The 12,310-nt window shown below is 38.9% G+C and carries 13 protein-coding genes; 2 read left to right on the plus strand and 11 right to left on the minus strand.

Annotation, left to right across the window (positions count from 1 at the left end; genetic code table 11):
* Nucleotides 1-50 precede the first annotated feature (50 nt).
* The 7 genes from ACLIBG_RS00285 to ACLIBG_RS00315 all read right to left on the minus strand — a co-directional run bounded on the left by ACLIBG_RS00285 (nucleotide 51) and on the right by ACLIBG_RS00315 (nucleotide 6,247).
* Nucleotides 51-1,937 carry an ABC-F family ATP-binding cassette domain-containing protein gene (locus ACLIBG_RS00285; RefSeq protein WP_439310695.1) on the minus strand — a complete coding sequence of 629 codons (1,887 nt, stop codon included), beginning with the start codon at nucleotides 1,935-1,937 and terminating at the stop codon, nucleotides 51-53.
* Nucleotides 1,938-2,121: 184 nt separating this feature from the next.
* Nucleotides 2,122-2,301 (minus strand): hypothetical protein, encoded by a 180-nt coding sequence (locus ACLIBG_RS00290; protein WP_439310696.1) that lies wholly within the window; start codon nucleotides 2,299-2,301, stop codon nucleotides 2,122-2,124.
* Between the two features lie 228 nt (nucleotides 2,302-2,529).
* Nucleotides 2,530-3,618 carry a sensor histidine kinase gene (locus ACLIBG_RS00295; protein ID WP_439310697.1) on the minus strand — a complete coding sequence of 363 codons (1,089 nt, stop codon included), beginning with the start codon at nucleotides 3,616-3,618 and terminating at the stop codon, nucleotides 2,530-2,532.
* A complete protein-coding gene (locus ACLIBG_RS00300) occupies nucleotides 3,605-4,288 on the minus strand; it encodes a response regulator transcription factor (protein WP_439310698.1) in 684 nt (227 codons plus the stop codon). Before ACLIBG_RS00300 ends, ACLIBG_RS00295 begins: the two co-directional genes overlap by 14 nt.
* 12 nt (nucleotides 4,289-4,300) lie before the next feature.
* Nucleotides 4,301-4,828 (minus strand): redoxin domain-containing protein, encoded by a 528-nt coding sequence (locus tag ACLIBG_RS00305; protein WP_439310699.1) that lies wholly within the window; start codon nucleotides 4,826-4,828, stop codon nucleotides 4,301-4,303.
* Between the two features lie 19 nt (nucleotides 4,829-4,847).
* Nucleotides 4,848-5,606: a cytochrome c biogenesis CcdA family protein gene (locus ACLIBG_RS00310; protein WP_439310700.1), complete on the minus strand. Its 759-nt coding sequence runs from the start codon at nucleotides 5,604-5,606 to the stop codon at nucleotides 4,848-4,850.
* Nucleotides 5,603-6,247, minus strand: coding sequence for a hypothetical protein (locus tag ACLIBG_RS00315; RefSeq protein WP_439310701.1), 645 nt, complete (start codon nucleotides 6,245-6,247; stop codon nucleotides 5,603-5,605). Before ACLIBG_RS00315 ends, ACLIBG_RS00310 begins: the two co-directional genes overlap by 4 nt.
* A gap of 154 nt (nucleotides 6,248-6,401) precedes the next feature.
* Between ACLIBG_RS00315 and ACLIBG_RS00320 the strand changes: the two genes are divergently transcribed.
* Complete coding sequence (locus ACLIBG_RS00320; protein ID WP_439310702.1) at nucleotides 6,402-7,388, plus strand: DmpA family aminopeptidase; 987 nt, start codon at nucleotides 6,402-6,404, stop codon at nucleotides 7,386-7,388.
* Between the two features lie 318 nt (nucleotides 7,389-7,706).
* The gene (locus ACLIBG_RS00325; RefSeq protein ID WP_439310703.1) at nucleotides 7,707-8,003 is read left to right on the plus strand and encodes a DNA-binding protein; all 297 of its coding nucleotides are present in this window, start codon (nucleotides 7,707-7,709) and stop codon (nucleotides 8,001-8,003) included.
* A 312-nt stretch (nucleotides 8,004-8,315) separates the two neighbouring features.
* Here the strand turns inward: ACLIBG_RS00325 and ACLIBG_RS00330 are convergent, their stop codons facing one another.
* The 4 genes from ACLIBG_RS00330 to ACLIBG_RS00345 form a co-directional block, all read right to left on the minus strand.
* A complete protein-coding gene (locus ACLIBG_RS00330; RefSeq protein ID WP_439310704.1) occupies nucleotides 8,316-8,591 on the minus strand; it encodes a GNAT family N-acetyltransferase in 276 nt (91 codons plus the stop codon).
* A 106-nt stretch (nucleotides 8,592-8,697) separates the two neighbouring features.
* On the minus strand, nucleotides 8,698-9,420 hold the full coding sequence (locus ACLIBG_RS00335; protein WP_439310705.1) for an FG-GAP-like repeat-containing protein: 723 nt from the start codon (nucleotides 9,418-9,420) through the stop codon (nucleotides 8,698-8,700).
* Between the two features lie 319 nt (nucleotides 9,421-9,739).
* On the minus strand, nucleotides 9,740-10,972 hold the full coding sequence (locus tag ACLIBG_RS00340; RefSeq protein WP_439310706.1) for a cysteine desulfurase-like protein: 1,233 nt from the start codon (nucleotides 10,970-10,972) through the stop codon (nucleotides 9,740-9,742).
* Nucleotides 10,973-11,161: 189 nt separating this feature from the next.
* On the minus strand, nucleotides 11,162-12,283 hold the full coding sequence (locus tag ACLIBG_RS00345; RefSeq protein ID WP_439310707.1) for an aminotransferase: 1,122 nt from the start codon (nucleotides 12,281-12,283) through the stop codon (nucleotides 11,162-11,164).
* Nucleotides 12,284-12,310 lie beyond the last annotated feature (27 nt).

Here is a 12,310-nt window from a genome sequence, read left to right on the forward strand (position 1 = left end):
GTTTCCGTCGTGCAAATGAGAAGCTCCCATCTCAAGCATTGCCGAGTAGTTTACTTTTCTTCAAATTCCTCCACCATTAACGAAAGCTTTTCCCAGCGGGTCATTTTCCGCTCCAATTCATCTTCTGTCTGCTTTTGTTTTTCATACAATTCCTGTGCTTTTTCAAAATCGCTATCTGCGGCCTGTATCTCCATTCGAAGATGCTCCACGTTTTCTTCAAGAGACATAATTTCATCCTCAATTGTCTCCCATTCTTTCTGCTCATTATAAGACAGCTTTTTTCTTTTTGTATCAGTATCTTTGCCGGGCTTTACTTTCTGCTTTTTCCCTTTTTCTTCTTGTTCTATTTGTTGGACTTGTGATAAATATTCACTGTAATTCCCATAAAAGTGTTCGATCTGTCCGTCACCTGTAAAAACAAGCAGGGTTTCCACTACCCGATCTAAAAAGTACCGATCATGTGAAACAGTAATAACAACACCAGGAAATTGATTCAAATATTCTTCTAGAACACTTAATGTTTGTACATCCAAGTCGTTTGTCGGCTCGTCCAATAACAGAACATTCGGTTCGGTCATTAATACTTTTAATAAGTATAATCGTCTTTTTTCTCCACCGGACAGGCGACGAATATATGTCCATTGTTTCGGTCTTGGAAACAAAAAACGTTCCAACATTTGCTCTGCTGTAATTACTTCTTTATCTTTTGTATAAATGACTTGCGCGACTTCTCTAATATAATCAATTATACGCAAATCACCGTTTAGTTCTTCTTCCCCTTGGGTATAGTAACCAATCTTTACGGTTTCTCCGACATGAACTTCTCCTGTATCAGGTTTTTGACGCTGTGCAATAATATTCAATAAGGTGGATTTCCCTGTTCCATTCGGACCAATGATCCCAAGTCTTTCCTCCCGATTAATTAAATAGTTAAAAGGAGCAATGATTTCTTTACCGCTATATGACTTTCCAACTTGATCCAGTTCAACTACTTGTTTTCCCAGACGGGTTGTGCCAACTTGAAAATCAACATTTTCTTTTTTCGTATGAAACTTTTTTTGCTGTAAATCATCAATTCGCTCGAACCTTGCTTTTTGTTTTGTTGACCTTGCCCGTGCACCTCGTCTTAACCAGGCAAGCTCCCTTTTTAATGTATTTTCATGTTTTTGCTGACCGGCCTTTTCTAGCTCTTCCCGTTCCGCTTTCTTTTCAAGAAAAAGCTCATAATTGCCTTCATATGTATAAAGCGTCCCATTATCCAGCTCAAAAATCCGATTCGTCACGCGGTTTAAGAAATAGCGGTCGTGTGTGACTAGCAGTAAAGCACCCTTGTATGAAGTCAAATAGTTCTCTAGCCAAGATATTGTTTCATTATCTAAATGGTTCGTAGGTTCATCTAATATGAGTAGATCAGCGGGTTGAATAAGCGCTTTCGCAATGGCCACGCGCTTTTTTTGTCCACCGGATAACGCCTGTACATGTTGGTTTACGTTGGAAATTCCGAGCTTTGTTAGAATTGTTTTTGCTTTTGTATTTGCATCCCAAGCTTCATGCTCATCCATTTGCTGTTGCATCTGTAGCAGTTTTTCTTGATTTGCTTCGTTCATTGGATCTTGTTCCAGCCGGAGTAGTGCTTGTTCATATTGCCGCATCGTTTTCATGATGACTGCTTCACCATAATAAATTTGTTCAATAACCGTCAACTGCGCATCCAGTTCCGGCGTTTGCGGCAAATATTCAACTTTATAGTCCTTTGGATGTTTAATTAATCCTTCATCCGACGGTTCTATTCCTGAAATCACCTTTAGAAACGTTGATTTCCCAGTTCCATTAACTCCAATTAAACCAATTCGATCACGATTCGTAATTGTGCAGTTGATATTCTGAAATAAAATTTTATCCCCATATGCCTTTTGTAATTGTTCAATTGTCAGCATTGTTCATCACCCTTATTAGAAAAGCGCAAGCGCCCTGTTAAGCCCCGACAAGCTTAAGCAAGAAATCGTAGTGGCGGTTTTTGCCACGAAGAGTTATTGCTTAAGACCTCGAGGGGCTGGGCGCTGGAGCTAGACAGCTATGCGCAAAATTTTATACTTCTGATCTTATGAAATAGTTGTTAAACTATTTATTCCTTTCTCGAAAAAACTGTTTTAGAAAAAGTACAATCAATAATAATAGCCAGGAAGTAACAACATAAAAGATTATCCTCCCTGAATCAAGCATATCCGACAAAAAGAACAGCATGCCTAACCAAATAATGAACACGCCTAGTATTTGATAACCATAAAATTTTAAATTCATTTTCATCCCCTCCAATAACAAGCACTATTTTTAGTTTATCGGATGTTTACCTGCTTTTCCATTCCAAGAGCATATGATGCCTCCAATCAACAACCATAGCGGATAAAAAAACCGCGCTCGTCGCCCAACAATCAAACTGCTACCTGCAAATCCCGCAGATTGTATTAAAACGAAGAAAATCCCGCTACACGCGGGAACGATAATATATCAAATTCGAATTTTCATTTCTTAACCTTCGACAGGAAAAGAAACCCAAAAAGTCGTTGTGCCCTCTTTACTGTCTACACCTACTTGGCCATTATGCTTTTTCACGACTTCTCTTACAATCGCTAACCCCAGACCGGAACCCCCTGTTTGTCGATCCCGTGACGATTCAATCCGGTAAAAGCGGTCAAAAATGTTGGCTTGATCTGCTTGTGGGATGGTTTTGCTCGGACCGGTGAAAGAAATCCGATATTTCGCACGCTCTTTTTCCCCCGTAATGGTAATCGGCCCGTTGCCTTCATAATAACGAATGGCGTTATCAAGCAAATTGTGAAGCACTTGCTGAAGCGCTTCGACTTGAACCTTTACAGGAGCTGCTACTGCATTTACTTCTACCGGAATGTCTAACTCCTTAAGCTTCCAATCAAACAATGAAACACACTGGTTTATTTGAGTGGACATAGCCACAGATTGTTTATTTGCAAATTTATCTGTGCCTGAATGATCCCATTCCTTTAGTAATTCAAGCTGTTCGACTAGTTGTGATAGACGGTTTGCTTCGTCATGAAGCGCGTGAAAAAGTGTTTCATTTCCCTGAATCATCCCTGTTTTCAGCGCTTGAAGATATCCACTTAAATTGGATAGCGGTGTCCGAAGTTCATGGGATACATCTGAAACTAGCCTATGCCGTTCCTGTTCATTTGCTTGTAGTTGTTGGATAAGCCCATTGTATTGCTTAATAAGCTGGCCAACCTCATCATCGGTTCCAACGGTAATTTTTTGTGGATATTCTCCCTGTTTCAGTTTTTCTGTAGAAGCGATAAGCTTTCGTATAGGACCGACAATTTTTTTCGTCATATAAAAATGGAGTAATCCCCCAGCGATTATACCAATCATACTGAAAATCAATAAATATTGAAGTAAGGTTCCATTAAATTGCTGCTGCCTCTGTTCATCAAAATTACCGATTCCTTCTGCTAAAAAACAAGCGGTATTATAAACCGCCCAGCTGCTTAATGCGATTGCAGCGATAATGACAACCGTGTTTAATAGCGTCAGCTTCCACAAAAAACCTTTTGGAGCAAAAGATTTAACATAATTATGAAGTGACAAAACGATACCCCATTCCTCTAACGGTTTGAATGCGCAAAGGACGTGACGGCACTTCTTCCACTTTTTCACGCAGTTTTTTTATATGGGCGTCAATCGTTCGATCCAGAACGCTTTGTTCATCATAAGGATAAAGTTCCGTAACAAGCTGTTCGCGTGAAAAGACTACATTCGGATGCTGCATCAGAAAGTAAAGCAAATTGAACTCATGTTTTGTTAGTTGAATATTTTCCCCGTAGAGCAGAACCTCACCTTTCCGAGGCATAATACAAAGGCCATTAATTGTAATTTTTTTACAAAAGTGTCCTGTCCTGCGCAATACCGCTTCCACATTAGCGATCAGTTCATTCGGATCAAACGGCTTCGTAACGTAGCCGTCAGCGCCCATTCGCAGGCCGGCAACCTTATCATCCACACGTGCTTTTGCAGACAACATAATAATGGATACTTCACTATTTGCCTGCTCTTTCACCCATGCACAAAATGCTTCCCCGCTTATTTTCGGTAACATTAAATCAAGAATAATTAAACAAGGCTGGTAAGTTAAAAATGCTGTTTTCGCCGCCTCACCATCCGGTGCTTCCACTACTTCATATTCATGATGTTCCAAGTACATGCGAACTAGCTGGCGAATCATTGGATCGTCTTCCACTACCAAAATAACTTGCTTCATGCTTACCCCTCATTAATCCATTTTTTCGTATTCCTGTACCATTAATTCATAATTCAGCGCTCCGAGTGTTGTGTTTTGTATTTTCCCTTCCGAATCAATCATGAATGTAGTAGGGATTGGCTGTATCTCATAGCGGTTGGCTACAGAGGAATCCTCATCTAACAGAATACGAAATGTAACGCCAAATTCTTCTATAAATTCTGGAACTTTATCTACTCCACTTTCCGTCTCCAACAAATTTACAGCTAAAATTTCTACATCCGTATTTTCGTGAAACTTCTGCATATCAGGCATTTCGGCACGACATGGCGGACACCACGTTGCCCAAAAATTCAACATAACGCGTTCACCTCTAAAATCGGATAACTTTACTGTCTCACCGTCCAGAGTCGTCAATTCGAAATCAGGTGCAAGGTTTCCTTGTTCAAGCCCAACATCAACATTCTCTTCTTCCTCACCTTTTGAATCGCTTAAGACAAAATCATAAATCGCCCATGCAAACAATCCAACAATTACAGCAATAATAATTCCCTTTTTCATCTGTACGGTCCCCCCACTTTTATCCTAGTTTTTCCATCCATGTATCTTGGACTAACTTCAGAAAAAACTCCGCAATCCGGGGCATTTGCCCGGTAAATAAAATGATGCCCATAGCAATCATAACAACGCCGCCTATTTTCATAATAACTTGGCTTCGTTTGACAATCCATTTCGTTGAACCAAGGAAGAAAGTCAGCACTAGAAAAGGTAAAGCAAAACCGATAACATACATAATCGTATAAAAGACTCCCTGTCCCGGATTACTGGCAGCCAAAAATAGAATGGAGCCGAAAATCGGTCCTATACAAGGTGTCCAGCCAGCAGCAAATCCTGCCCCAACAAAAAAGGTCCCTGCATAACTAACTCGTTTTTTCGTATATTGCATACGTTTTTCTCTCATTAAAGTAGGTAAATTAATCCAGCCTGCAACAAACAAACCCATCACAATAATAAAAATACCGGCGATCCGTTGAATAAGCAGTCCAGAGTCTCCCGCAAGCAAATGTTGAATCCATTGTCCAAGAAATGATGCTCCAACTCCAAGGCTTATAAACACAAGCGAAACACCTAGAATAAAAAATAACGAATGACTTAACAATCTGCCACGTATTTTCGAATCTTGTTTTCCTTGAAGTTCCTTAACGCTCATTCCAGTAATATATGACAAATAGGCCGGGAAAATCGGCAAAACACAAGGAGATAAAAACGACAATGCTCCTGCCCCCAAGGCGAGAAACATCCCAACAATTAATAGTGTATCAGCTTCTATTCCACTCATCTTGACACCTTCCTTTTATAATGTAAACGTTGGAAAGTTACTATTACAAAAAATATAATAATGAAAAACCATGGGTCAATCATAAAACCGTAAACGCTCGTATAAGGCATAACCAAGGATAAGATAAATTGTGCAATACTCCAAACTAACAGAAGAATGTATACATTTCTTTCCTCCTGAAAACGTTCCATTAATACAAGCATAACCAAAACAAACAATAAACTTAAATATGGCAACATGATCGAACTATGTTCCAATACCATTTGCAAAAATTCATATATAAACGAACTAATAAAAAATATTGGTGTAAAAGCTAATAGAAGGGCTATGACATCAAAGGAATGCCGCTTCATTTTATATATAATATTAATAATGATCAAAACACAGGCAATATAAAAAGCCGTTGAATTACTCGGATATGCTAGAACAGATAACGGATCTTGCATGAAGATCCCTAGATTAGCAACTATTTTTCCAACCCAAGTATATATAACAAAGTTAATTAATAAAGACGTTATTTCCTCCAATTGTTTCTTTTTCACATGTTTTGGCAGGGAACTCGTAAAATAATAAAAAACATAACTAATTAAAAAGCTTGCAATTAAGATACCAATTGACATTAACACCGCAGTTGCCGCCATCCTTATCCTCCATCACGTATTATTCAATACCAATTATACACGTCCTATATGAAAATTTGATGAAAGCCGCTTATATTTATACTTTAAACAATCTTTAACGGTAATCACCTATGCTATAATTAAGTCCAAACACTGATGATACGGGGGTTTTTTCATGACATTACCAAGAGGAAAAAATAATTGCATTACAGATGTATGTAACGTGAAGGTTGGACATGTTACATTGTATGAAAAAATGTCTGAGACAGACACAATATGTACAGGTGTAACTGCTATTCTCCCACATAGCGGGAATCTATATAAAGAAAAAGTACGTGCGGCAGCTGATGTTATCAATGGATTTGGGAAAACGAGCGGGCTTATTGAGGTAGATGAACTCGGATTAATTGAATCTCCCATTATGCTAACAAATACAATGAGTGTCGCCCCTGTTATGCAAGGGACATTAACATATATGCTTGAACAAAATCCGAAGATCGGGGATGCTTCTCCTTCCATCAATATTGTTACGGGAGAATGTAATGATGGTTTTCTAAATTCGATGCGCTTGCAGTCAGTCACACCTGCGCATGCAATAGAAGCAATTAATAATTCAACGACAGAAGCTGCGGAAGAAGGGGCTGTCGGAGCTGGAAAAGGGATGATTTGCTATGGATATAAAGGAGGAATCGGCACGGCTTCTCGTCTCGTACAAGTAGATGATACCGACTATACTGTCGGCTGTCTCGTTTTAAGCAATTTTGGTAAGCGGGAGGAAGCACTATTTGCAGATTGGCCAAAATCGACGATGAAAACCCCCGAGGGCTCCATTATGATGGTCGTCGCAACAGATGCGCCATTTTATGACCGTCAATTGAAGCGAATCGCTAAACGTTGTGCTGCAGGACTTGCTCGAACCGGAAGTCATATGGATCATGGAAGCGGGGATATATCCATCGCCTTCTCCACCGTCAATAAATATGAACACTTAAACGACGAACCAACGGAAACGGTTACCTTTTTCCGGGATGATCATCCGTCTATGAACCAATTTTTCCTTGCAGTAACGGAATCAACTGAAGAAGCGATTATTCGCTCAATGAAGCAAGCGGAAACGACAGTCGGAAAAGGTGGATTTACTGTAAAGAAGGCACCGCTGTAGTATCGTGATGGGTCCAGTTTTAGGAGATAAATTATCATTTAGTACGCAAATTCGGGATGCAAATCACACTCGATTTTGCTTCTTTTTTATTGCGATTAAAGAAAATATCATATAAGTTTATGTTGTTTTGTTATACACTAAATTCATCGTTAAAACACTTGCGATTCATACCGTTATTTTTACAATAATTAAAGCCTGATTAAGGATTTATTTCGAGGGTGCTAAGATGTTTATGTTAAAATTAGCATAGTAATCATTGTTAAGTAATCGAGACAATTTGTTCAATTTAACTTTAATTAAAAGGGAGAGGTTATCAGGGTGAAAATAGACTTTTTTTGGATAGGAATAGGGTTAATTGGAGGGCTAGTGGGATTAGGATATTTTATAGGAGATGGATTAAAAAACTTCCAAAATCCAAAAGCAAGTTCTTCAGGTTATCCTACATTGATTAAAGAAAAAGATATGCATATTTATTTAGGGCTAAGTAAAGAAGAATTAAATGAATTGTTAAACAAATATACAAATGCACCAAAGATTGAACTTAAAGGTACTACCTACTATCCATACCAACAATTTATAGAGTGGATATCTTCTAATGACATTTATAAAAATTAACTTCTTCAAGGGCGCAATTTTGAATTAAGGGTGATACCGTTTAAGTGCTAGATTGTGTAGTAAAAATTTTACTAATCAAAAAAAAGGAGTTGATTTGTTGAATCCCTCTATCTTGGCTGCATTACTTGTAATTTTTATAGGCGCTTTTGTTTATAAATCTAAAAGGAAAAAAGATTAATCAATAGGGCGCAGTTGTTGCCAGAATAATATTCTGGCAACAGGCACCTCAGCTAAGGTCACACAGTTAATTGAATCAAAAAAATAGTCCCAATAGATGATGACCTCCATTGGGATTAACTGTAGATTTAACTGCTATGCCAATACATCATGATATTCCGGCGTTTTTTTAATTTTACTTTCTGCATAAGAACATTCCGGGATTATTTTCTTCCCCTCTTCTCTAGCATACGTAACCATCTTTTCTACGAGTTTTCCTGCCATACCTTGCCCGCGAAGTTCATCTGATACATACGTATGGTCCACGATTAAGGTCCGATCATCTTTTTGTTGAAACGTAATCTCTGCTAGTGGAGAAGTTTCATTTTCTCCAACAAAAAACTTGCCTTCACCTTTTTTGATTGTACTCATGCTATCCCTCCCTTTCTTATTATCTTAACATAGTCACATTATTTTGACTTCCAATAAAGATTGTTCACGAGTTTTTATTATCGTGGAGAGATAATTGCTATTGTAGTTAGTTCCCCAAAATCGCTAACCACTGCTGCCAAATTACGAATTTCCTCCCATTCCATTGCAACGTATTAATGATATAGCCCAATCCATCGGCATGGTAACGGCCGCTAATTAACTGAAATGCTTGTATTTCATACACGCCATTACGATCCATATCTACAGGATAAAATCCGCTAACACCGTCGTCCATTCCTTGAATTGGTTTTTTTAACGTTCCGTCCACATGATAGATTTGTGATAAATAATCAGGACTTCTACCGCTAATATCAACCAAGTACGTCTGACCTGTGGCAGGACTTTGAATACTAACTTTATATTGATCCAAATAAGTTACGGTATACTGATTTTGTCTATTATAGTCGTTATAATCAAACAACTTCACCGCTTGATTGTTGACATAAGAATACACATAATCGTATGTTAATGCCCCTGATCCACCTGAATCAATACTAATAAGAATGTCCATAATACCATCCCCAGTAAAATCACCAAGGTACAAAGATGGTTGATAACCAGCATTTGTTTCAAGCGAAATAGCTTGCACAAAGTTCGTTGCCCCATCTTGAATGTTCAATGTAATCTGCTCAACATAAGGACTGGATAAATCTGCTGACTTTATCGCAGACAAAAACACATAATCTGCCATTCCATCCCCATTCACATCACCATATGCGCCACTTACTACCTCAGGTTGACTGTTGCGATATGGATTATTCATAAACATACTTCATCACTCCTGCCTAGATTATTGTTTTAACCCAGTATATTCTTTCAAGCAGAAATGTGATTCGAATTAAGAAAAGCGCAAGCGCCCTGGTCAGCCCCGACAAGCTTAAGCAAGAATTCGTAGTGACGGTTTTTGTCACGAAGAATTATTGCTTAAGACCTCGAGGGGCTGGGCGCTGGAGCTAGACAGCTATGCACAGAACCTTAAACCTTCTGTCCTTTAAAAAAAGTAGTTCATTTCTGTGCAACATAACAATTTACACAAAAAGAACTACTTATTATATAAAAAGATGGTTTTTGTAACAGCAGACTATTGTTTATTTATTGAGTCCTTCAATTCCTTTAATCAATCGATCAATTTCTTCTTCTGTATTGTACGGTGCAATGCCGGCACGAATGAGTCCGCCTTCACTACCTAATTCAAGTTTTTCAACTAAGGTCATCGCATAAAAATCTCCATACTCAATATGGACCCCTAGTCCCGCCATTTGTCGGCACACTTTTTCCGGGCCAGTTCCTTCTACTCTAAAAGCAACTGTTGGGGTCTTTCGGACAGAATCGGGAGCTTGGTACATGATCACATTCTCTATTTTTCCTAATCCCTCTCGTAATCTATCAGCTAGTTTATTTTCATACGCTTCCATTCGTTCATAGCCAGATAGAAGCTGTTCCCTTAATGTCTCGCCTTCTCCGAAACCAGCAATAACGCGTATCGCTTCCATTACGCCAACTAACCCTTCAAAGTTAATTGTACCTGTTTCCAATTTGTCGGGAAGATCATTTGGCGCAGGACGTAATTTAAATAACTGTAGGTTTTCATACACTTCTCTATTAATAGCTGCAATACCTACATGAGGGCCAAAAAATTTATACGCTGAACAGAATAAAATATCAGCGCCCAACTGTTTAAAATCGACAGCAAAATGCGGAACGGCATGAACAGCATCGATAGCAACCAATGCACCTACCTCTTTTGCACGTTTAATGATAGGTTCAAGGTTATTGATTGTACCAATCACGTTGGATGCCAATCCAATCGCAACAAGCTTCGTATTATTCGTAATGATATCTTCCAAATTCTCTGTGTTTAATGTTAACTTGGATGTATCAAGTGGAAGCTTATGAATATCGAGTCCACGGTCATCAGCAGCCGTCACCCAAGGGTCAATGTTTGCATGATGATCAAGTTCCGTTACAACAATATTCCCGTCTTCTTCGTTCCACTCTCGAAATAAAGCCCTTGCAATCCGGAAAGCAATCGTCGTTGTATTTGCGCCGAATACAATTTCATCTTTATGTGCGCCTAACAAAGTGGCAGACAGTTCCCTTGCCTCATCAACAATTCTTTCCGTCTCCCGTCCGGTTTCATACTCCCCGCCGAGGTTAGCAACACCACTCCTCATATACTCTGACATGGATTCTATAACAGTTCCTGCAACCTGTGAACCTCCGGGTCCATCAAAGTATACTACCGAGTTATTATTATACGTACGGTTTAGAGCTGGGAACTGTCTTCTTACTTGTTCAATTGGAAATAGATGTTGATTCATTCAAATCTCCTTTCACTCATGCATTATAGAGGTTGTTCAAAAAGTCACCAAATTATTAGCGGCGAATCTCTTCGTTAGCTTGTTTCTCCGCTGCTCATGTATCTAAATGCATACATTCCGCTGCTCGAAACTACGCCGCCTCGACCTTCTTGCTTCTAATTCGGCACTTTTTGAACACGCACTTATAGATTATAATTCTCTTAAATACTCCGATACTTTTTGCAATCCTTCTTTTAATACGTCAGGATCACAGGCATACCCGATACGAACTGTCCCTTCCATATCAAAGCAACTTCCCGGTGCAAAAAACGCGCCATTTTTTTCATATAGTCCTATACAAAAATCTACGGAAGACATGTCCGCATCATACGTAAGCATTGTCGTTGTACCGCCTTGTGGTTTTACATAATTGATACGTGGTTCATTTTTTACCCAGTCGTCAAGAATTTCGATGTTGTTACGAACGATTTTTAAACTTCGGTCCATAATTTTGTCGTAATTTTTTAGTGCGTGTACAGCCAATAAATCATCAATCATGCCGCAGCTGATGGTCGTATAATCCCGGTGCTTTACACATTCTCTAATGACATCTTCGGGTGCTGCGATCCAGCCTAAGCGAAGTCCAGCTAATGACAATGCTTTAGACATACTGCTTGTGCTGATCCCTTTTTCGTAAAGGTCCACGATTGATGGGACATCTAAATTAGGATCCTGCAGTAAGCCGCGATATACTTCATCACACAACAAATAAGCATCTGCCGATTTGGCAACTTCAACAATTTCATTTAACTTCGCTTCATCCATCACAGATCCAGTCGGATTATTTGGGTTATTAATAATAATTAACTTTGTCTTTTCCGAAACAAGAGAGGCCATCTCATCCACATCAGGGATAAAATTATTCTTCTTTGTTAACTGTAATCGTTTGACAGTAGCTCCAAAAGACTCTGGAACGGAATGGAGTTGTTGATACGTTGGGTCGACACAAATCACTTCGTCCCCGGGTTCAATAAGTGTATACAATAGTAAAAAGTTTGCACCGATTGCCCCATTCATGGCCAGTACATTGTCAGGTTCCATTGTTTTATACAACTTAGCCACTTCTCGCTTAAAGTCAGGAGAACCTTCAATATGACCATATGTTAGTTTTGTATCCGTTAAATTTTGAAAAAATTGTACAGGGTCCTCGCCACCTAACGTTAATAATTCACCTACTGTTAAAGAATCCACACACGTTTCGGCCATATTATATACAGCACCCTGTTCGTACTCATTCATCCATTCTTCTATTTTAAAATGTTTAATATCCATTTGCTGTCTGTCTCCTCTTTGCTTTTA

Origin of the sequence: Virgibacillus sp. W0181 (assembly GCF_051846915.1) — a bacterium.
Taxonomy (GTDB): Bacteria; Bacillota; Bacilli; order Bacillales; family Amphibacillaceae; genus JBPYCR01.

Bases quoted from the DNA above. Each gene is read 5' to 3' on its own strand.
- ACLIBG_RS00285 (WP_439310695.1), bottom strand. From the start codon at position 1,937: ATGCTGACAATTGAACAATTACAAAAGGCATATGGGGATAAAATTTTA.
- ACLIBG_RS00290 (WP_439310696.1), bottom strand. From the start codon at position 2,301: ATGAATTTAAAATTTTATGGTTATCAAATACTAGGCGTGTTCATTATT.
- ACLIBG_RS00300 (WP_439310698.1), bottom strand. From the start codon at position 4,288: ATGAAGCAAGTTATTTTGGTAGTGGAAGACGATCCAATGATTCGCCAG.
- ACLIBG_RS00305 (WP_439310699.1), bottom strand. From the start codon at position 4,828: ATGAAAAAGGGAATTATTATTGCTGTAATTGTTGGATTGTTTGCATGG.
- ACLIBG_RS00310 (WP_439310700.1), bottom strand. From the start codon at position 5,606: ATGAGTGGAATAGAAGCTGATACACTATTAATTGTTGGGATGTTTCTC.
- ACLIBG_RS00315 (WP_439310701.1), bottom strand. From the start codon at position 6,247: ATGGCGGCAACTGCGGTGTTAATGTCAATTGGTATCTTAATTGCAAGC.
- ACLIBG_RS00320 (WP_439310702.1), top strand. From the start codon at position 6,402: ATGACATTACCAAGAGGAAAAAATAATTGCATTACAGATGTATGTAAC.
- ACLIBG_RS00330 (WP_439310704.1), bottom strand. From the start codon at position 8,591: ATGAGTACAATCAAAAAAGGTGAAGGCAAGTTTTTTGTTGGAGAAAAT.
- ACLIBG_RS00335 (WP_439310705.1), bottom strand. From the start codon at position 9,420: ATGTTTATGAATAATCCATATCGCAACAGTCAACCTGAGGTAGTAAGT.
- ACLIBG_RS00340 (WP_439310706.1), bottom strand. From the start codon at position 10,972: ATGAATCAACATCTATTTCCAATTGAACAAGTAAGAAGACAGTTCCCA.
- ACLIBG_RS00345 (WP_439310707.1), bottom strand. From the start codon at position 12,283: ATGGATATTAAACATTTTAAAATAGAAGAATGGATGAATGAGTACGAA.